The sequence below is a fragment of the Lancefieldella parvula DSM 20469 genome, assembly GCF_000024225.1.
Lineage (GTDB): Bacteria > Actinomycetota > Coriobacteriia > Coriobacteriales > Atopobiaceae > Lancefieldella > Lancefieldella parvula.
The window spans coordinates 734,935-754,760 of the sequence record NC_013203.1; the positions used below are offsets into that span (position 1 = coordinate 734,935).

General features: G+C 45.0%; 17 protein-coding genes and 1 tRNA gene. 12 read left to right on the forward strand and 6 right to left on the reverse strand.

Annotation, left to right across the window (positions count from 1 at the left end):
• Nucleotides 1-25 precede the first annotated feature (25 nt).
• The 5 genes from APAR_RS07240 to aroA form a co-directional block, all read right to left on the reverse strand.
• Complete coding sequence (locus APAR_RS07240) at nt 26-916, reverse strand: type II 3-dehydroquinate dehydratase (RefSeq protein WP_012808745.1); 891 nt, start codon at nt 914-916, stop codon at nt 26-28.
• A gap of 181 nt (nt 917-1,097) precedes the next feature.
• Complete coding sequence (locus APAR_RS03390; protein WP_012808746.1) at nt 1,098-2,408, reverse strand: shikimate kinase; 1,311 nt, start codon at nt 2,406-2,408, stop codon at nt 1,098-1,100.
• Nucleotides 2,398-2,670 carry a chorismate mutase gene (locus tag APAR_RS03395; protein WP_012808747.1) on the reverse strand — a complete coding sequence of 91 codons (273 nt, stop codon included), beginning with the start codon at nt 2,668-2,670 and terminating at the stop codon, nt 2,398-2,400. Before APAR_RS03395 ends, APAR_RS03390 begins: the two co-directional genes overlap by 11 nt.
• Nucleotides 2,663-3,805: a chorismate synthase gene (gene aroC / locus APAR_RS03400; protein ID WP_012808748.1), complete on the reverse strand. Its 1,143-nt coding sequence runs from the start codon at nt 3,803-3,805 to the stop codon at nt 2,663-2,665. Before aroC ends, APAR_RS03395 begins: the two co-directional genes overlap by 8 nt.
• A complete protein-coding gene (gene aroA / locus APAR_RS03405) occupies nt 3,806-5,086 on the reverse strand; it encodes a 3-phosphoshikimate 1-carboxyvinyltransferase (RefSeq protein ID WP_012808749.1) in 1,281 nt (426 codons plus the stop codon).
• Between the two features lie 103 nt (nt 5,087-5,189).
• On the opposite strand from aroA, the gene APAR_RS03410 reads away from it, so the two are divergent.
• Complete coding sequence (locus tag APAR_RS03410) at nt 5,190-5,816, forward strand: bifunctional 4-hydroxy-2-oxoglutarate aldolase/2-dehydro-3-deoxy-phosphogluconate aldolase (RefSeq protein ID WP_012808750.1); 627 nt, start codon at nt 5,190-5,192, stop codon at nt 5,814-5,816.
• Here APAR_RS03410 and aroB read toward each other — a convergent pair.
• The gene (gene aroB, locus APAR_RS03415; protein WP_012808751.1) at nt 5,813-6,892 is read right to left on the reverse strand and encodes a 3-dehydroquinate synthase; all 1,080 of its coding nucleotides are present in this window, start codon (nt 6,890-6,892) and stop codon (nt 5,813-5,815) included. The genes APAR_RS03410 and aroB overlap by 4 nt on opposite strands.
• Nucleotides 6,893-7,002: 110 nt before the next feature.
• Here aroB and APAR_RS03420 point away from each other — a divergent pair.
• The 11 genes from APAR_RS03420 (at nt 7,003) to APAR_RS07135 (ending at nt 19,826) form a co-directional block, all read left to right on the forward strand.
• A tRNA-Arg gene (locus APAR_RS03420) sits at nt 7,003-7,079 on the forward strand.
• Between the two features lie 40 nt (nt 7,080-7,119).
• Nucleotides 7,120-9,564, forward strand: coding sequence for an HAD-IC family P-type ATPase (locus APAR_RS03425; protein WP_012808752.1), 2,445 nt, complete (start codon nt 7,120-7,122; stop codon nt 9,562-9,564).
• 33 nt (nt 9,565-9,597) lie between these two features.
• Nucleotides 9,598-10,719: a zinc ribbon domain-containing protein gene (locus APAR_RS03430; RefSeq protein WP_012808753.1), complete on the forward strand. Its 1,122-nt coding sequence runs from the start codon at nt 9,598-9,600 to the stop codon at nt 10,717-10,719.
• A gap of 132 nt (nt 10,720-10,851) precedes the next feature.
• A complete protein-coding gene (locus tag APAR_RS03435) occupies nt 10,852-11,391 on the forward strand; it encodes a peptidylprolyl isomerase (RefSeq protein ID WP_012808754.1) in 540 nt (179 codons plus the stop codon).
• Nucleotides 11,392-11,422: 31 nt separating this feature from the next.
• The gene (locus APAR_RS03440) at nt 11,423-12,826 is read left to right on the forward strand and encodes a tetratricopeptide repeat protein (protein ID WP_012808755.1); all 1,404 of its coding nucleotides are present in this window, start codon (nt 11,423-11,425) and stop codon (nt 12,824-12,826) included.
• Nucleotides 12,827-12,897: 71 nt separating this feature from the next.
• Nucleotides 12,898-13,941: a rod shape-determining protein gene (gene mreB, locus APAR_RS03445; RefSeq protein WP_012808756.1), complete on the forward strand. Its 1,044-nt coding sequence runs from the start codon at nt 12,898-12,900 to the stop codon at nt 13,939-13,941.
• A 2-nt stretch (nt 13,942-13,943) separates the two neighbouring features.
• On the forward strand, nt 13,944-15,017 hold the full coding sequence (gene mreC / locus APAR_RS03450) for a rod shape-determining protein MreC (protein WP_012808757.1): 1,074 nt from the start codon (nt 13,944-13,946) through the stop codon (nt 15,015-15,017).
• A 9-nt stretch (nt 15,018-15,026) separates the two neighbouring features.
• Complete coding sequence (gene mreD, locus APAR_RS03455) at nt 15,027-15,587, forward strand: rod shape-determining protein MreD (RefSeq protein WP_012808758.1); 561 nt, start codon at nt 15,027-15,029, stop codon at nt 15,585-15,587.
• 9 nt (nt 15,588-15,596) lie between these two features.
• On the forward strand, nt 15,597-17,606 hold the full coding sequence (gene mrdA, locus APAR_RS03460; protein WP_012808759.1) for a penicillin-binding protein 2: 2,010 nt from the start codon (nt 15,597-15,599) through the stop codon (nt 17,604-17,606).
• Between the two features lie 15 nt (nt 17,607-17,621).
• The gene (locus APAR_RS03465) at nt 17,622-18,848 is read left to right on the forward strand and encodes an FtsW/RodA/SpoVE family cell cycle protein (RefSeq protein ID WP_012808760.1); all 1,227 of its coding nucleotides are present in this window, start codon (nt 17,622-17,624) and stop codon (nt 18,846-18,848) included.
• 3 nt (nt 18,849-18,851) lie between these two features.
• Complete coding sequence (locus APAR_RS07135) at nt 18,852-19,826, forward strand: hypothetical protein (protein WP_012808761.1); 975 nt, start codon at nt 18,852-18,854, stop codon at nt 19,824-19,826.

Sequence of the window (19,826 nt, forward strand, 5' to 3'; positions counted from 1 at the left end):
TCGCTAGATAGTTACAAACGGCAAGTTATGCTTCAGCTTTGAGGTGAGTTGCCATCAGCTGGATTGCTTCTCTATAGCTATCAATACCTTTACCAGCAACTGTGGCAAAACAGGCGTCTTTTATATAAGAAATGTGTCTAAAGTCTTCTCGAGTAGAGATGTCTGTAAGGTGAACCTCAATCATAGGAAGCTGCACGGCAAGTGCGGTATCAAGCAGAGCAACTGAAGTGTGCGTATAGGCCGCAGGATTGATGATGATGCCGTCATAGCTTCCTAGAGCATCCTGGATTGCATCAATAAGATCGCCCTCGTGATTTGATTGATAGCAGACACAATCAGAAAATCCTTGAGACTGAGCTTCTGTCTTACAAGCCTCTATAAGGGTTCTGTAGTCAGCTTTTCCGTAAATTTCTGGTTCACGAATACCCAGCATATTGATGTTTGGACCGTTAATAATCAGAAGGCGAGGGGCTTCGAGGTCATCCTCATAGTTGTCTTCGAAGTCGTCTGTGTCTAAGTCAGAGGTAAGGCTGTCAAAGTCTTCTTTGTTTTGGTCAATGGTATTTTTCTGAGCAAGCAGCGAGATGAGGTCGTCTACCTCTTCATTGTGTGTGGGTAAAGAGGTGGAGTGTTTCTCGTTCAGAGAACAGGAAGTTATCTCTGGTTTTCCAAGAATCTGATCAAGGGAGTTATTTACTTGGTTAACAAGGTTAGGGCCAAAAACTACTTCAAGTCCGTTAGCACCTTTTCCAACAATGCCAAGAACACCAGTAGCGGTGGATAACTGTTCGTAGTCAATAAGCGTCATATCACTAATTGAAAGACGAAGTCGCGTCATGCAGACTTCATTGTGAGTTAGATTTTTTGACCCTCCAATAGCGTTAAGAATTTCATGAGCAATTGCATTGCTATCCATCAGATATCTCTCCAAGCTTAGTCGTATATCAAATGGTTATCTGTTTGAACAGGCTTACCTTTCTTGAAGTTTCAGTAAAGGTAAACGTACGAGGCATAAGTATAGGGGCTTTAACGTGCAAAAATACCAAGTCTTTTGTTCATCCGGTGAACGGTTAAAAAATAACTGTAAACGTTTCCTGTTATTTAAGTACTGTGGCGAGAAGCCCTTTGGCATCTGCATCGGGGCTACCAAGACAGGGAAAAGTTAGATTTGCCCATGCTTCATAGATAGGTAGCCTTTCTTTAGCAAGCTCTTGTATACCAATGCTTTGTGAGAGAGGTCTTCCTGCAATAGCTAGATTTTCAAGCGGACGAGTTAGATAGATAAGTTTTCCATTTTGACGAAGCAGTTGGTAGTTTGAAGGTGTAACAACGGCGCCACCTCCGCAAGAAATTACCACGCCGGTCATACTAGAAATTTCTTGAATTATTTCATGCTCTAGACTCCTAAATGCTGCTTCACCATATGTTTGTAGATAAGTTGCTGCGTTGCAGTGGACCTTTTGTTCAATGAGAAAATCAGTGTCTATCCAAGGCCGATTTAAGAGCTTTGCAAGTGCTTCTCCTGTAGAAGTCTTTCCTACTCCGGGCATACCAATGAGCACAATGTTCTCTTTTGAAGAATGAATCTCTTGCGAGATTTTTTCTATCTGGAGGTCTGATACTTCTTGACCTAAAAATAGCGAGCTAGCCTTGGCTGCTTGCGCTACCAGCATTTTTAGACCGTTTACATTGAGTAGTCCAAGGCTTTCTGCATCTAAAAGAAGCTGTGAGCGTAGCGGATTATAGATAAGATCAATCACGCACTGTAAAGAAGCAAAAGAAGTTAGTTCCTCTTTTGAAAGAGGGGAGATGCCAGCATGAGGAGACATTCCTACTGGTGTTGCGTTGACGAGAAGAACCGCATCATAGTGAAATTTAAGCAGGTCATATGTGATTGTACAGTCAACAAATGATGAGCTTACTTGAGAGTTTCTAGAGACGCCCACAACATACGCACCATGTTTTTTGAGTGCATAGCAAATTGCCTGACCAGCACCGCCAAAGGCCCCTAAAACAAGCGTCTTCTTTTGGTTCAAACTGATCTTGAGGCTTTTAATAAGGTATTCAAAGCCATACACATCAGTGTTGTCTGCAGTTATGTAGTCACTCTCGTCTTTTACCAGTGTATTTGCAGCACCTATAGCTCGGGCATCCTCAGAAGCTGAGTCTGCAAGAGCACAGGCTTCCTTTTTGTAAGGGATGGTAACGTTTAAACCTCTCCAGGGTTGGTCTTTGAGGAAAGCCTTCAGCTCTGAAGTGGAGAGCTCATGGAGTTCGTAAGGAAATGATCCTAATTTTTTATGAATTTCTGCTGACCAGCTGTGAGAGAGTTTCTCGCCAATAAGTCCAAAAGGGGCAAGGGGAGTTGTAGAGTTATGTGAGATTTGCTGCTCAGCTTTAAAGCTCATCAGATGTCTCCTGAACTGCTTTTGCAGCCTTCATTAAAACCTCAAGTAACTCTAAAGCATAAGGTTCAAGTTCATTTGAAACAGAGACTTTAACCTGGTCTCTTTTGTGATTCTCTCTTGAGGAATCAAGAACAGAGAGCTCATGCTCCTTTTTGTAAGCACCAATTTGTTTGGCTACCGTGAGTCTTTGCTCAAAGAGGTCAAAGATTTGCGCATCAATCGAATCGATTTCCTGGCGAAGCAACTCTAGCTGATTAGTCATTGTGATATCCGTTCTGCTCAGAGGGCCAGGAATACAAAGTGTCGAGAAGTGCTAGTGCAAACGCGCTCTCAACGCAAGGCACAGCACGTAAGACTGCAGTTACGTCATGTCTGCCCTGGACCACAAGCTGCTCTGATTCCATAGTTTGAAGGTTAACTGAATGTTGAGAAAGCCCAATGCTTGATATAGGCTTAAGTGCGCATCTGAACCAGATGGGAGCGCCCGTTGAGATGCCGCCCAGAATGCCTCCAGCGTGATTGGTGGTTGGTACAACAGAGCCGTCGCGTACCTCGTAGGCATCGTTGTTTTCAGAGCCAAGTAAATTTGCAACGTTCATACCGCTGCCAAATTCTATGGCTTTAACAGCGGGAACACCAAAGACTGCGGCGGAGATTGTATTTTCAAGTCCTTGAAAATGAGGGCAACCAATGCCTGCAGGAACTCCTGTTGCTACGCACTCTATGATGCCACCAACAGTATTTTTCTCGGAGCGCAGTTGTGTGAGGAGTGCACGGGTTTTCTCGCCAGTCTGAGCATCGAGGAAAGGAAGTTCTTGAGGAGCGGCTTGTAGCAGCTGATTCATTTGGAGAGCAAGCAGCTTATTGGCTTCAACGGAGTTGTCTATGAGCTTAAAAGGAGTATCATTTATGTTCTTTATTTTGAGCACGTGAGCTGCAATAGTGATGCCCTGAGCGTGTAAAATCTGGAGCGCTATGCCTCCCGCAATGCAGAGAGGGGCTGTGAGGCGAGCAGAAAAATGTCCTCCACCCGTTTGTTTGTAGGAGTTTCCCCATTTTGCCCAGGCAGAAAAATCGGCATGTCCTGGACGTGGAACAAGCTTTGTAGCTGTGTAATCTTTTTGCCGAACATTGTTGTTAGGCAACTCCGCTGTGAGTGGGAAACCATCCAGAATACCCTTTGCTGAAATTCCAGAGACGAACTTCGGATTGTCAATTTCTTTACGCGGAGTATCCCACGGATGCGACGGAGATCTTCTTTGAAGAAATGTCTTAAGCTCATGCAAGTCAACCGTAAACCCTGCAGGTAAACCTTCAATTGTGCAGCCGATTTTTGGAGCATGAGACTCACCAAAAATAGATACTTTTACTGTTGTCCCAAAAGTTGAGGTCATCATTTATGACTCCATACTGTGACAGATGCCACCAAGCTGCTTAAAGTGCTCAAAGAAAAGTGGATACGATTTATTGATTGCCTCGGCATGGGTGATGACAACAGGACCAGTTGCATACGAAGCCAAAATAGCGGACATCATGACAATGCGATGATCATTATATGAGTCTACGATACAGCTCGTGGGCTGTTTTCCTCCAGTGATAACAAGCTCCGTTTGATCTTCAGAGAGCTCAACAGTCACACCAAATGCTTTAAGTGTGGTGCAGATACTTTGAACACGATTGGACTCTTTAAGACGCAGGCGCTGAATATCAGTGAGCTTGCTTGTTCCAGGGATAAACGCTGCTAGCGCAGCAAGTACCGGAGCGAGGTCGCATACTTCAGAGATAGAGATGGAAAATGGCCTTAAGTGATCCATCATGCTTGCAGCACCTTTTTGCTGGCGAGAAACACGTGCGCCCACAAGAGAGAGCGCGGCTAAAATAGCTTTGTCTCCTTGGGTACTTTGCATGGAGAGTCCTGTGACCTCTACACCTTGACCAATGGCTCCCGCAACAAGCCAAGGAGCAGCATTTGACCAATCTCCTTCAATTGAATAAACGCCTGGACAGACATAGTGTTGAGCCTCAATGGTATAGGTGGCACTGTTTACTTCAAACGGGGTAGTAATGTCAAAGTCTGTCATAACATGCTCAGTAATAGCTAGATAGTCTTTTGATTGAATGGGTCCTGTAATTTGGATAGTTGAAGGTTTATTCAATAAGGGTAATGACAGCAAGAGTCCAGAAATAAACTGGGAAGAAATATTTCCCGGCATCTCAAACGAACCACCATCAAGCTGGCCAGAAACCTCAAGGAATTTTTCGTCTAACCAAGTAAAAGACATACCATGGGAAGAGAGCTCTGAGATAAGAGGTTCAAGAGGTCTTGAGAAGAGTCTTCCTTCTGCAGAAATTGTGGCACTTATATTAAGCGCTCCAAGAAGGGGGAGTATAAACCTGAACGTGGTACCAGATTCTTTGCAGTTAAGCTGAATATTTTGAGGACGGTTTGCCTCTTTTGCAGGGACAACTCTAAATCCCTGTTTAGTTCTAGCAATAGTTGTGCCCAAAGCTTTAAGACAATCAACAGTTACTTGAATGTCCTCTGAGATGTAGGGACATGTAATGTTAGTGGTGCCGTTTGCTAACGAAGCGCAGATGAGCGCGCGATGAGCGTATGATTTGGAAGAAATGGCCTCTACCGTTCCAAACAAATCATGAGGAGTTATTGAAATATCCATTTTTTCACACGCTCCGTAACTAATCGCTTGATTTAAGAATACCGCAGTTGAGTGTTAGAGATGGATATGGTTAAAATTGTTTGATGATCAAAGGAGGAACCAAGTGAATAAGCCTTTTAGCTCCGTAACTCAGGTTTTACGTGGCTATACATATAATCAGGTTAAGGCTGTAGTTGAGGTTCTTGTTGATTCTCCTGTACATAACGTTGAAGTAACCATGAACACGCCAGAAGCCGCTTTGTTGATTCAGAAACTGTCGAGTGAATATGGTTCTAACATCAATATTGGCGCTGGTACCGTACTTACCCTTGAAGAATTGAAGGTTGCCTACAGAGCAGGTGCTACTTTTGTTTTAGCGCCAACGCTGCTTTCTGAAGAAATGTTTGACTACTGCAAGGAGCATGAGATCTTGAGTGTTCCTGGAGCGTTTACACCAACAGAGATTGCTCATGCATTTGCCCTTGGCGCAGACGTTGTCAAAGTGTTTCCAGCTAATGAGGTTAGCTACAGCTATGCTAAGAAGGTATGTGAGCCCCTAGGAAACTTGCCACTTATGGCAGTTGGCGGCGTCACAACAGAGAATATTGCCGAAGTATTTGCTGGTGGATATTCCTATGTGGGAACCGCTAATGGCATTTTCAACAAAAACGATATTCTGGCTGAAGATAAGACTGCATTGAGACAGTCGGTACGCAAACTCACAGAAGAGCTGGAGCGCCTTGTACGTTAGTCTTCCTTTGCAAGCTCAATAAGTTGTTTAAGTTCTGCAAATGACTTGCGTTTAATGCGTACATCACCAATACCGTAGATAAGCGCTACATCAATTGAATCCGCGTGGCTTTTCTTATCATAAAGTGCTGCGTTATAAAGCTCTTCTACATCAAATAAGGTGCTGGTAGGAAGCGCATAAGACTGCGTAAGCTTAGCGATACTCTCAGCATCTTCATAAGAACAAAGATTAAGTTTGGCGCAGGCCTTTGCCATCATAACGGTTCCTGCGGCAACACAAGAGCCATGTCCAAGCTCAAAGTTGCTGAGCGTTTCAACAGCATGACCAAGTGTGTGGCCAAGGTTAAGTAATTTTCTTAATCCTGTTTCTTTAAAGTCTGTTTCAATAGTTGATTTCTTTATTTCTATGCACGCTTGAATGAGTTCTTTTCTGTAGGCTTCATCGATGACCTGCATTGGGTTTCTCGCCAAAGCGATTTTATTGAAGAGCTCCCGTCCAGAAAGAACACCGTATTTAATAAGTTCGCCGCAGCTATCCTGCAAAAGAGATACTGGAATGGAGTTCAGTAGCTCAAGGTCAACAATGACCGCCCTCGGGTTATAGAAGGCTCCAACTAGGTTTTTGCCAAATGGTAGGTTAATGGCGGTTTTTCCACCAATCGAGGAGTCGATCATCGCCAAAAGTGAGGTGGGAATGTGGATGAGCGAGCAGCCGCGCATGTAGGTAGCTGCAACAAATCCTGCGAGGTCGCCAATAACACCTCCGCCAAGAGCTATAACAATGTCTTCTCGCGTAAAATGATTTTCTGCAAGGGTATTAATCAGTTTTTGATATAACTCAAATGATTTTGCGTGTTCACCTGCGGGTACTGTTGCAGTTGTGACAGAGTAACCGGCTGTCTCTAAAGAGGCGAGAAGCTTTGCGCCGTAGAGGTCTTGCAAATCTGAATGAGTGATAACGATAATTTTTGAACCTGATGTGCATGAATGAATGAGCTTGCCGGTTTGTGAAAGTAGGCAATCTCCTACATAGATTTGATATGAGTCAGATGTAAGGTCAACAGAAATAGTATTCATGAGCTCCTCAATTGCTAGTTAGTTTCATTTTAGCATGGAAAAATACCAGAAAAAATTATGCAAACCGTTACAAAAGGCAGTAAGTAGGCTGGGGTATACTTATGCACTATGACTCCGTAGCTCAGTGGATTAGAGCGTTTGCCTCCGGAGCAAAAGGTCGTGGGTTCGAAACCCACCGGGGTCACCAAATGCAAAAAACCGGCCATTACTGACTGGAGATTGTTTATATGTCATTGCAAGGTACTGAGGGTAAGATAGGCGCGCGTTCTGATGAAGCGTACGTAGGTCTGACATCAAAAGAAGTTGCTGAAAGAGTTTCTGCAGGTAAAGTCAATACTAATACAGACGTAAAAACCAAATCTATTGCTCAGATTATTGCGGAGCATAGTTTTACGCTCTTCAATATAGTTAATGTTTTGATGGCTCTGCTTGTTGTTGTTACAGGACAGTACAGAAATGCACTGTTCATGAGCGTAGTCCTTGCAAATCTGGTCATTGGCATTGTGCAAGAGATTCGCGCAAAACGCATGATTGACCGACTGTCTCTTATGACAGCTCAGAGTGTTTGTGTAATTCGTGACGGAAAAGACGCGTTTATTAAACCAGATGAGCTTGTTGTTGATGATTTTGTCCGCTTAAAAACGGGTGATCAAATTCCTGCCGACAGTATTCTTGTGTCAGAGCACGTAAGCGTTGATGAAAGTTTACTTACCGGCGAGGCAGAGCCAGTACAAAAGATTACAGGAGACGAGCTTCTTTCTGGCAGTTTTGTCGAGAGAGGCAGTCTTGTTTGTAAAGTTTACCGTGTAGGTCAAGAAGGCTATGCGGCGCGTATTAACGCAGAAGCAAAATTTGTTAAAGAAATTAACTCAGAGATTCTTTCTACAATTAAGTCAATTATCCGTGCGGGTTCCATTGCGCTGATTCCGTTGGGAATTGGTCTTTTTGTCCGCACATATTTCATTGGGCACGCTGATTTAAACGAAGCGCTTCTTTCTATGATTGCTGCTGTTATTGGCATGATTCCACAAGGACTCGTCCTTCTCACCAGCTCGGTACTTGCTATTGCAACTATTAGGCTCGGTCAGAAAAACGTTCTGGTTCAGCAGCAATACTGTATTGAGACGTTGGCGCGTGTAGATACTCTCTGCTTGGACAAGACGGGCACTATTACCACGGGAAACATGGAGGTTGCACGAGTCCTGGATGCTTCATTTAAGCCAATCACTGAGGCTTCGGGTGCTCTGCAAGCGGCTGTGAACGTTGTCGGCGCAAACAAAGATGACGCCAACGATACGGCTGCAGCAATCCTTGCATATGCATCTAAGCAGGGGATTCAAAGCAAACACTCTTCTCGCGTTGTGGCGTTTTCTTCCAAGAGAAAGTACTCTGGTTGCGTTACTGAGGACGGGCAGGCGTTTGTTATTGGCGCCGCACAGTTTGTGCTTGGTCCCGAAGCAGCAGATGTTATAGCGGCGTCCGATGCCTTTGCGTCTATTGAACGCGTGCTGGTTGCTTGTAGTGTTGACTCATTTGATCAGAACGATGCGCTACAAGGAACTCCTCAGCTTTTGGGTTATGTGGTGCTCAGAGATCAGATTAGAGAGACCGCTCCACAGACCATTACATACTTCCTTGAGCAAGGTGTTGACCTGCGCGTTATTTCGGGCGATGATCCTCGTACCGTCTCAGCTATTGCTAAACGTGCGGGAGTTCCACATGCCGATGGTTGGGTAGACGCAACTACATTACACACAGAGGCAGATATTGCAGCTGCTGTAGAGAAGTACCACGTGTTTGGACGCGTTACACCAGAACAGAAGCGTGAGCTTGTTATTGCGCTTCAGAATCTTGGTCACACAGTTGCCATGACCGGTGACGGCGTGAATGACATCTTAGCCCTCAGACAATCAGATTGCTCTATTTCTGTTGCCTCTGGTTCCGCTGCAGCTAGAAACGTTGCAGAGATTGTCCTGGCAGACAACGATTTTGCTCACATGCCAGAAGTTGTTGCTGAGGGAAGGCGCTCTATTAATAACCTTCAGCGATCCGCTGCACTTATTCTTGTGAAGACGGTTTATACTGCAGCTCTGGCGCTGTATTGCATCATTGCACCGCCGTATCCCTTTATTCCAGTTCAGATGTCGCTACTTTCGTTTGCCACTGTTGGACTGCCATCATTTGTGTTGGCACTTGAGCCTAATCACGACCGTGTAAAGGGTAACTTTTTGATCAATATTTTGCGCAAGTCGCTTCCAGCTTCTATTGCTGTGACCATTACCCTTGCGTTTCTTATGACTGCGGGTCATCTGTTTAATTTGAATCTTTCTCAGGTGTCTACGATGGCGCTTATCACCACCGCAACAGTTGGTTTTGCACTGCTCAGAAGAATTTCTTTGCCACTTACTAAGCTTCGCGTTGTACTTCTTCTTGTGTGCATTGCTATTGTTGTCGGCGGATGCACTGTGGCGCAAGACTTCTTCCGTATTGCGCCTCTAACCGCACACATCTTGCCGTACTTGGCAATTTGTTTGGTGGTTTCCGTTATCATTTTCAATAGAATTTCCGAACGTTACATCCATAACTATAAAAAGGACAGATTCTTTGATTTGGTTGTGAGATTAATGGGAGGAAAGTCAACTTATAGCTCTTCTGCTGATATAAACGATTAAACTGAAGCACAAGCAAAGAGTTGTGGAGGGTGTATGCGTTGTCCAAACTGTGGATCTGAGGTCGATGAAGGTGCTTTAACCTGCCCTCATTGTCAAATTGATCTAAGTTTGACTCAAAGAATTCCTGTTGCTCAAGCTCATTGGTGCCCTCATTGTGGCGCTTTAGTGCCCGCTGCTGCAGAAAGTTGCCCAAAGTGCGGTCTTCCTCTGCCACAGGCGGTGCCTGCCACTCGTCCAGCTCGAGCCATCAGGCCTACGCGCGATATTAAGCTCCCAGAGATTGACGCAGCTCCAGTGTCTGGCGAGAAGACCAATTCACTCGTAGACGCTGGGCACGATGCAGTATCTTTTGCTTCGGCAGATTCTACATCCTTGCAACAAACGCCAACTGACAATGCTGACCCAGATGCCACTAGCGCGTTTGCCTCGGTAAACCGCAGGCCGGCTCCTCGTTTTGAATCTGCAATTCCTTCCGAACCTTCAAGAGAAAATCTTCCTGAGGCAGAAGGAATCCCTCGTACACGTGTTATTCTGCTCTCGGCGCTTCTTGTCACATCACTGGTGGTTGCTGCTATTTTTATCCTTACACATCCATGGGATCCTCAGGCAACTGATAATCGCGCAAAAGTCGAAGCACCGGTTTCATCTACTCCTACCACCACTCCTGTTGCACACCTAACGGGTCAAGACACCAGTGGTACTCAGCAAAATACAAGTTCGGATGCTGTTTTTGACGCGCTTAATAGTGATTATCAGAAGCTAGGAGACCTCTCAAAACGCCTTGATGATAACGAGAAAACCTTTGATCAGGTTGCCATTACTGGCTCTGATCAAGAGCGCTCTGATGGTCAGCAAGAAGCAGAGCAGATTTCGCTGGATATTAGCAATGTCATCTCTGACCTATCTAGTCTTGACGACTCCAACGGGAACTATCGTCAGTCTATTGAAAATCTCACCAAGCTTGGTAACTGGCTTCGTAACCGTTCTGATGCTTTGAGCGAGGGATGGAAGCGCTCAGTTGCTTCTTCTAATCCTTCTCAGGACAAAGAGAAAATATTGGCACCAGTCGATAACATTCGTGACTCTAGCGGTTCCAGCTCATACCAGAAACTTTTTGATGAAAATTACGTGAATTGGAAGCCACAAAAGCAGTAAAAATCTACCGTTCAGGTGCTTTAATTTCAAAAATCTCATCATACTGGTAAAATAAGTAGGTTAGAAAAGAAGTTCTTTATTTCTAAGAGTTTCTCGTTTTTTCTCTTAGATGTAAAGAAGCTTGGAGGCATTATGTTTGGACTTGATCCATTGTATACACCAGAGCGCCAGGTAACTGGTACTGAGGTAGCTGTTTTTGATACCAACAAGGGAATCATTAAGGTTCAGCTTGATGGTAAGGGTGCACCTATTCATGTAGCAAACTTCTGCGAGCTTGCAGAGTCTGGCTTCTACGACAATACCAAGTTTCACCGTCTTGTCCCTGGCTTTGTTGTTCAGGGTGGAGATCCTAATACTCGTGAGATGAGTGTTGAGGATGTTGTGCTTGGTAATCCTGGTCCCGATGGAATTCCTGGTACTGGTGGTCCTGGTTATCGCATCAAAGAAGAGTTCAGTTCCAATCCTAACAACTCCCACGTTGATGGTGCTCTTGCTATGGCTCGCTCTCAGGATCCAAACTCTGCAGGTTCGCAGTTTTATTTCTGCCTTGGTCCACAGCATGGCTTGGATTCTGGGTACACCGTATTTGGCACAACTATCGAAGGAATGGATGTCATCTCCCAGTTAAAGATTGGTGATGTCATTAATTCCATTAGAATTGAAAACGCTTAAAGCCAAGTCGCACAGACTCTTGGAGGATATTGTGAATCAACAGGCATTTGAGTTAGGTAAATCTGCATATGATCAGGGCGACTGGTTTGTAGCTATCAGCCAGCTTGATATGGCTAAAGAGCCAGGTGAGGTAAACGGTCAGATTGACCATCTTCTTGGCAATGCTTACATGAAGCTTGGACAGTTTGATTCTGCCGCTTCTGCGTATCAGTCCGCACTTGCCGATGCATCATACGGCAAGGTTGGCGCTCTTTCTACTAATCAGGGTCGTGCTCTTCTAGCTGCTGGTAGGGTACAGGAGGCAATTGCTTCTCTCACTAACGCTGTTCAGGATGTCTCTTATGCAACTCCTTACAAGGCACAGCTTGCCCTTGGCTCTGCTTACGAGAAAATTGGTGATGTTCGCAACGCTGGTATTGCTTACAGAAACGCTGCAGTAGACGAGAAGAACCCTAATCCTTCATCTGCTCTTTGTAGTCTTGGCGCATGCTTTATGGGTCTGAACAGACCTGTTGATGCAGTTGAGGCATATCGCACTGCTCTTGATTTTGCTAATCCTTTAGAGAACTCTAATAAGATTTACGCAGATCTTGGCCTTGCTTACGTTGCAGCTAATCGTATGTCTGAGGCAGTTGATGCTTTTACGCACGCTACTACAGATGGTACCTTTGCCTTGTCTGATCAGCAGCAGTCTGCTTTTGATGCTGCTCGTAAGGCTATTACCGCAATGAGTTCTGGCAAACCATCTGAGACTGATGCTTTCCTTCAGGCAGCTGGTTATGGCTCCTACGATCCACTTGATCCTACTGGTATGTCTGGTGAGCTCATTCCTTCCGCAGAAGACACTGGTTTCTTCCAAATTACTGAGCAGGAGATTATTGAGCAGGACAAGAAGGACAAAAAGATTAGGCGTAAGCACCGTCACACTGGACTTAAGGTTTTCATTACCATTCTTATTTTACTTATCCTGGCAGTTGCTGGTGCTGGTTATGCTTATTATCGTGGCTATGGATGGCCAACCCAGCAGTCTGTTGTTCAAGATATTTTCAATGCTAAGGCACAGGGTACCGATATTGGTCGCTATGTCTCTAGTTCTGTTTCTAGCACTACGCTCCAGCAGATTTCTAACAGCCTGCCATCAAGTTCTACTGTTACCATCAACGGTGTTGACCAGAGTATGACTCATTCAACGGTAAACGCTTCTGTCAGTCTTTCTAATGGCGGAAACGTTGACTATACCATTGAACTTGTTCGTGATGGTATTGGTTGGAAGGTTGCAAGCGTAACCACTTCATATGTAAGCCAGAATAATCAGAACTCCGGTACAACTTCTGGTACCAACAGTTCTAATACAGGAACTACCTCTGGAACTAATGGATCTAACTCTTCAAATTCCTCTAATAGTTCCTCCAACTCTTCAAAGTCTGGCAACTAAGTACTAAACTGTTTTAACCGTTCTTTCTGCAGGATTATTACGCTTTCGCGTAGCACGTTTGATTGGATATCATGTCTATCTTCGATTCGCTCTTCGGAGAATATGGCGGAGACCTAGCCATCGATTTGGGAACTGCAAATACTCTTGTTGCAGTTCGTGGTCAGGGTATTGTCATCAATGAGCCGTCGGTTGTTGCAATCGATAAAAGTGAGAGCCGCGTTCTGGCTGTTGGCGCTGATGCAAAGCGCATGATTGGTCGAACTCCTGGCTCCATCATTGCTGAGCGCCCTCTTAAAGATGGCGTCATTGCAGACTTTGATGTTACTGAGGTCATGCTCCGATACTTCATTGAGAAGGCACGTGAACGTAAATATCCTTGGTCACCGCGTCCACGTGTTGTCGTATGCGTTCCTTCTGGTGTTACTTCTGTTGAGAAACGCGCCGTTTTTGAAGCAACTATCCAGGCCGGTGCTCGCCAGGCATTTCTTATTGAAGAGCCTATGGCTGCAGCTATTGGCGCAGACCTTCCAATTGAGGACCCTACGGGCTCCATGGTTGTAGATATCGGTGGTGGTACCACCGAGGTCGCTGTTATCTCCATGGGCGGTATTGTTGTCTCGCAGTCCATCAGGACTGCAGGTGACGAGTTTGATCAGACTATTCTTGAGCATGTTCGTGATGCCTATAATCTCTCTATTGGCGAGCGTACTGCAGAAGACATCAAGATTAAGGTTGGCTCAGCAGCTCCTCTTGCAGAAGAGCTTGACGTTGAGGTAAACGGTCGTGACGTCATGAGTGGTCTTCCAAAGACGGTTCGCATCGAATCAGAAGAGATTCGTCGTGCACTTGATCGTCCCCTTGACGAGGTCACCAAGGCTGTTAAAGATGCTCTTGATGTGACTCCACCAGATCTTGCATCTGACCTTATGTACTACGGTATTTTGCTTACTGGTGGCGGCGGAATGCTTCGTGGTCTTGATCAGAGACTTCGTGAAGAGACTGGTGTTCCTGTCAACGTAAGCCCAACCGCGTTAGAAAATGTTGTTACCGGTTGTGCAAAGGTTCTTGAGGCTAATGCATTGTCCGGTGGATTTGTTCAGAGTGCAGGCCAATAAATATGCCATTGTCTAATCAGATCCAGGGTGCTTCATCAGGCCTTGGATCTAACAATAATAAGCATACGGGCGGCCGTAGTTTTATTATTCTTTCGCTGCTTTCAATTGTTTTATTGACGGTAAGTGCTCGTATGGGTACAGCGGGACCGCTCGAGATGGTTCGAGGCGGATTCTCTACTATCACTATGCCTTTTAGGATGGCAGGTTCTGCTATTGCAATGCCATTTCAAGGTATTGGTAACATTTTTAGTAATTTAACTGCAGACCAGCAGACGCTTTCTGATCTTAAGGCAGAAAACGAGCAACTGCGTTCAAGAAATGCTGAGCTTGAAGAGACAAATCAGTCTACACAGCGCCTGCAAGGTCTTCTCGACCTCAAAAATAATTACAACCTGCAGTCTACAGGTGCTCGTGTTATCTCTGGTTCTACTGACTCGTTCAACAACACTATTGTTATAGACAAGGGAACCTCGTCTGGTTTGGCTGTTGGTATGCCTGTTGTTGATAGCGGTGGCGTTATAGGTCAGATTATTGAGTGTGGTTCTACAACCTCTACCGTCCGACTTATCACTGACGAGAAGAGCGGCGTGGCTGCTATGGTTCAAAGTAGCCGAGCTCAAGGCATGCTTATGGGTTCTGCTTCAAGGCAGATTACCCTCAACTTAATTAACACTAACCAGAAGGTTGCAGTAGGCGATACGGTAGTTACCAGTGGGCTTGGTGGTGTTTTCCCCAAGGGACTTCCTTTGGGTAAGGTTACTAGTGTTGAAGCTGCACCAGGGTCAATCTATTACACCATTGTTATTGAACCTTATGGAAACGTTAGCAGCAATGAGGAAGTAATGGTCATCACGTCTCTTTCTGAGGAGCAAAAAGCTACTGCAGATGATATTGCAGAGGCAGATAAGCAAAACACTCCAACGGCAACTGATTCAGACAGTAAGGATAAAGATTCAAAAGATAGTTCTTCATCGAATAGCTCTTCTGGTAGTACTTCTACAACAAACTCTCAGCAGAATGCAACGGTTGCTGCTCCAACGAGTAATACACAACATAACAGCGGTAGAACAGATTAAGGGGGATGCATGCAGGTTTCTGATAGAAATAAAAATGTGCGCAGCATCACCATTCTTGCTGTTATTTGCTTCATTTTGCAGATTGTGCTTACACCACAGGTTTCTTTTGGTGGGGGAGTTATCAATTTTGCGTTGATTTTCTCGGCAGCTATTGCCTTGAAATATGGCGGTAAAACTGGAGTTGTATGCGGATTTGTCTCAGGTCTTATCTACGATTTAACTTCTGCTAATCCCATTGGTCTAATGGCGCTCTTGCTTGTGGTCAGTTCTTATTTCATTGGTCAAGAGGTCAGAGACCGTATTTCTGGTAATTTTGGAACCTCTATGGGTTTGGTTGTGCTCCAGACCTTTGGCGTAACCTTTATGTATCAACTTATTAATTCTTTGATCGGCTCTGGTGGCAATTTCCTTGAAGGACTACTGTTTAAGTCTTTCCCCACTATGCTGTTTACCATTTTTGCTGCTCTACCCGTTTTTTATGTACTTTCGCATTCTAAAAGATCTCATTCGTCTTTGGGTGGAACTACGCTTTATCGCGGATCCCATCGAGCCCCACAGCGCTTTAAATAAGGTGTTAGTATGAATTTCACCCTTGTTATCCTTGCTTGTTGCGCTGTTGCAGCAATTGGTCTGATTATCGTATACCTTATTTTTGGTAGAAAAGATTCGCCATTTACCTTTGATATTGGCGGTGGAGTTCCTAAGGCTTCCGGCGGCTCTGATGGTTCTGCCGAGAAAACCCTCTCGTCCAGACTTATTGGATTTGCGATTGCTGTTGGTGGTATGTTTGCTGTGCTCATTGGTCGTCTCTGGACCATGCAGCTCTTATCGTCAGCTGACTATACCGAGCAAGCAGAGCGCAACCGAACACGCACTGTTACCACTGCAGCCCCTCGTGGCCGTATTTTGGACAGAAACGGTGTGGAGATTGTTACTAACAGACCAAGTCCAACGGTGGTAGCACGAGCAGACGTTGCAGAAGATTACGTTAAGCTACAGATTCTTGCTAACCTTTTGGGCATGCCTATGTTGGCTGTGCGCAGAAAGATTTTGGACACTTCCGATGGCGCTCAGGCACTACGCACGGTTTCTGTAGACGTATCTAGGCGTGTGGTTGCCTATATTTACGCTCATGGCGCTTTGCTCGATGGCGTTTCAATTGAGGAACGCACGCAGCGTGCATACCCAAACGGTTCTCTTGCAGCTCATGTTGTTGGCTATACCGGTACCGTTACTCAAGAGCAGCTTGAAAGCAGTAAAACTGCAGACGGTGGCTTTGTGTACGCTCATGGCGATATCGTGGGCCAAACGGGTGTTGAGTATCAGTATGAGTCCGCTCTTCAGGGTGTTCGCGGTGAGCAGACGGTATACGTTGACGCTGCTGGTAACGTTTTGTCTCACTCAACGTCAATTGCTCCTCAGGGCGGCTCAGACGTTGTATTGACCATTGATGCTAACATTCAAAAAGCCGCAGAAGCATCGCTTGTAAGTGTTATTAACACCGTTAGATCTCAAGATTACCAGGGTCGTAGTGCAAGCGTGGTGGCACTTGATTGTACTAATGGTGAAGTCATTGCTATGGCAAGCTATCCAACCTTTTCTCCTTCAATGTTTGTTGGAGGTATTTCCAGCTCTGACTGGGATACGCTTTCTTCTGAAGAGGCAAACTATCCTTTGATGAATCGCGCCATTGCTGGCATGTATCCATCGGGCTCCACCATTAAGGCTCTGACTACTTTTGCTGGACTTAAGTACGGCATTTGTGACGGAAATTCTAGCTGGTATTGCACAGGTTTTTGGACTGGATTTGGCGAGCAGTACGGTATGCACTGCTGGCTTCTTTCTGGACACGGTACCGTTAATTTAATTACTGGTATTACCAATTCTTGCGATATTGTATTTTATGAGATTGGTAAGGGCTTCTTCTATAACAATGATCATCCAGAGGGTATGCAAGAGACATTTCGTGCCTTTGGACTTGGTTCCCTTTCTGGTATTGACCTTCCAGAAGAAGCGTCTGGCCGCGTTCCTGACGCGGAATGGAAGTGGAATTACTTTACTAGTTCACCTGATGATGCTCGTAAGTGGCAAGGTGGCGATAACTGTAACCTTGCTATTGGTCAGGGCGATCTTTTAGTAACCTGTCTTCAGATGGCAAATGCGTACTGTGGTATTGCAAACCGCGGTCCTATTTACAAGCCACATGTGTTGAAGAGCATTAACGCCAGAAACGGTAACGGCTCAGTTATTGAGTACAAAAACGAGGTCATTCTGACGCCGGAAGAAAAAGATGAGCATAGAGACATTGTTGCTCGAGGTCTTTATGGTGTTGTCTACGAGGAGTCCACTACTCAGACTATCCATTGGACCAATCTGGATGTTACCGTTTGTGGCAAGACGGGCACTGCTGAGCAGCAGTCTGTTGGTGAGCCAGTTGGTTGGTTCGTTGGCTATGCGCCAGCTGATAAGCCTCAGTACGTTGTTGCCGCAAACCTTGATTGCGCTCCTTCTGGCGCAGGTTCTGGTATGTATATTGTTCGAGACGTCTTTGGAGCAATTTATAATCAGCCAGACAATGTTGGTAGGTAAGGAGGCGAGAAACCCATGGCACTTGATTCATCTGCAGTTACAAAACAAAGAATAAACTCACCTTTTAGAAAACGTGGAGGTATTCCTTCAGGTGGTCTTGCTAAGAAAGAGAAGCTTACTGGTAAGAATATCCTGAACAACCTCTATCTAGCGCAGTTAGTTCCTGCGGCACTTCTCGTCCTCATTGGTATTGTGGTTATTTGGACCGCATCAATGAACATTGCCGAGGCAAGTTTTCCTAGACATCTTTTGGGTATTGGTCTGGGTTTTGTTTTTGCTACGTTCATGTGGCGCTATGACTACAGAGCGCTTGCAAATATGACAAACGTACTGCTTGTTGGCGTAGTTGTGCTGATGATTTTACCTAAGATTCCAGGTTTTGGTGTTTCGGTTAAGGGTATGACTGGTTGGGTTAATATCCCGTTTGTTGGCTTTAGATTCCAGCCGTCTGAGCTGGGAAAAATTGTCACAATCTTCCTCATGGCATCGGTATGTGCACAGTACAACGGTAAGGTAGAAACCCTTAAAGACTACGTAAAGCTTTGTGGAACGTTAATGGTTCCGTTTGGTTCTATCATGCTTTTGCCAGACCTTGGAACTGGTCTGATTATATTGGTTATTGGAGCTACTATCATTATTTGTTCCGGAGCAAAACGTTCTTGGATTTTGATAACCGTTCTTTTGCTTATTGCGGTTGTTGCTCTTGTTGTTGTAACCTCCATGATTCCTGGTATTCCTCATATTCTTAAGGAGTATCAGATGAAGCGTCTTGCCGTTTTTTTGGATCCATCCGTTGATCCATCGGGAGATGGCTATAACTTGCAGCAGGCAAAGATTGCTGTAGGTTCAGGTGGCTTTATTGGAAAAGGACCTGGTAACGCTACGCAAGCAAGTGGACGATTCTTGCCAGAAGCGCATACAGACTTTGTCTTTGCACTCTTCTCAGAAGAGTTTGGATTTCTCGGCGCTTTTATCATGCTTCTGCTTTTTGCATGGATGATTTTTGCAACTATTTTGTTTGCAATGAAGACTGAAAATACCTTCTCTAAATTGGTGCTTGTTGGCTGTGCGGCTATGTGGTCATTTCAGGTTTTACAGAATGTTGGTATGTGTATTGGTATCATGCCTATTACGGGTATTCCATTGCCATTTATCAGCTTTGGATCAACATCAATGATTGCCCAGCTTGTTTCTGTAGGAATTGTCCAGTCGGTTTATAGACATAGAACTAAGGCGGCATAAGCTATGGCAAACAGAAACAGCCTAGGTAAGCTTGCAACTTCTGTGTTACAGGAATTTCGTGGCTCACTCTCATCTATTGAGCCAACCTATACACATATCTATGTTGATTCTCTTGCTTCTGAAGAGGCTATTCTTGCTGTTCATACATATTTTATGCCAGAAAGAACAGATGCTACAGTACGCGTCTCTAAACTTGTCGATGGTGTATCGTTTGATTCTAGAGGCGCTGGTCGCACGGGAAAGAATTCTACCATTCCTGATATTGCAGTAATCATTCCTACACCTACATCACAGTATGAGGATGCTCTAGCCATGCTGGTAAGTCATTCAATTCCTTGTGCAGTGGTTGTTGAGTCTGCTGTTGAAGCACCTAAAATTGCTGATTCGCTCTATAACACGGGACTTATTAGCATTATTGCGGGCACAACTGAAGAAGTACTCTTTGATAGACTCTCTTCGTGGATTGCAACGGCAACAGAGAAATCAGTTTCTTTTGCAGCTGCGTATCCTCTCTGCAGGACTCAAGTAGTCAAGCAGATAACTGCTGCTTGTGCTAAAGAAAACGCAGCTATTGGTGCTGTAGCGTTTGTTCCCGGCTCTGATATGCCATTGATGACTGCACGCCAGATTAGACTTGCACTTGATATTACCGCTGCTTATAACATCAATGTGAGTGTTGAAACTATTGCCGAGCTTCTTGGTGTTGTTGATGCGGGCTTTGGATATCGCACTGTTGCTCGTACGGTTGCGGGCGTGGTCCCTGGATTTGGATGGGCGCTTAAGGCTGGCATGGGATATGCAGGAACTCATACTACTGCCCGCATTATTCACTCATATGCGCGCAAAATTGCCGAGAAACACGATGGGATAACAGCTGATATCTCAACCAAGTCTGGTGCTTCGAGCTTTTCCACTGATACAAAATCACAATCGAACACGGTAGAGACACCAACTACACAATCCCTCGTTAAAAGATAG

Bases quoted from the DNA above. Each gene is read 5' to 3' on its own strand.
- APAR_RS07240 (WP_012808745.1), bottom strand. From the start codon at position 916: ATGGATAGCAATGCAATTGCTCATGAAATTCTTAACGCTATTGGAGGG.
- APAR_RS03390 (WP_012808746.1), bottom strand. From the start codon at position 2,408: ATGAGCTTTAAAGCTGAGCAGCAAATCTCACATAACTCTACAACTCCC.
- APAR_RS03395 (WP_012808747.1), bottom strand. From the start codon at position 2,670: ATGACTAATCAGCTAGAGTTGCTTCGCCAGGAAATCGATTCGATTGAT.
- aroC (WP_012808748.1), bottom strand. From the start codon at position 3,805: ATGATGACCTCAACTTTTGGGACAACAGTAAAAGTATCTATTTTTGGT.
- aroA (WP_012808749.1), bottom strand. From the start codon at position 5,086: ATGGATATTTCAATAACTCCTCATGATTTGTTTGGAACGGTAGAGGCC.
- aroB (WP_012808751.1), bottom strand. From the start codon at position 6,892: ATGAATACTATTTCTGTTGACCTTACATCTGACTCATATCAAATCTAT.
- APAR_RS03425 (WP_012808752.1), top strand. From the start codon at position 7,120: ATGTCATTGCAAGGTACTGAGGGTAAGATAGGCGCGCGTTCTGATGAA.
- APAR_RS03430 (WP_012808753.1), top strand. From the start codon at position 9,598: ATGCGTTGTCCAAACTGTGGATCTGAGGTCGATGAAGGTGCTTTAACC.
- APAR_RS03435 (WP_012808754.1), top strand. From the start codon at position 10,852: ATGTTTGGACTTGATCCATTGTATACACCAGAGCGCCAGGTAACTGGT.
- mreB (WP_012808756.1), top strand. From the start codon at position 12,898: ATGTCTATCTTCGATTCGCTCTTCGGAGAATATGGCGGAGACCTAGCC.
- mreC (WP_012808757.1), top strand. From the start codon at position 13,944: ATGCCATTGTCTAATCAGATCCAGGGTGCTTCATCAGGCCTTGGATCT.
- mreD (WP_012808758.1), top strand. From the start codon at position 15,027: ATGCAGGTTTCTGATAGAAATAAAAATGTGCGCAGCATCACCATTCTT.
- mrdA (WP_012808759.1), top strand. From the start codon at position 15,597: ATGAATTTCACCCTTGTTATCCTTGCTTGTTGCGCTGTTGCAGCAATT.
- APAR_RS03465 (WP_012808760.1), top strand. From the start codon at position 17,622: ATGGCACTTGATTCATCTGCAGTTACAAAACAAAGAATAAACTCACCT.
- APAR_RS07135 (WP_012808761.1), top strand. From the start codon at position 18,852: ATGGCAAACAGAAACAGCCTAGGTAAGCTTGCAACTTCTGTGTTACAG.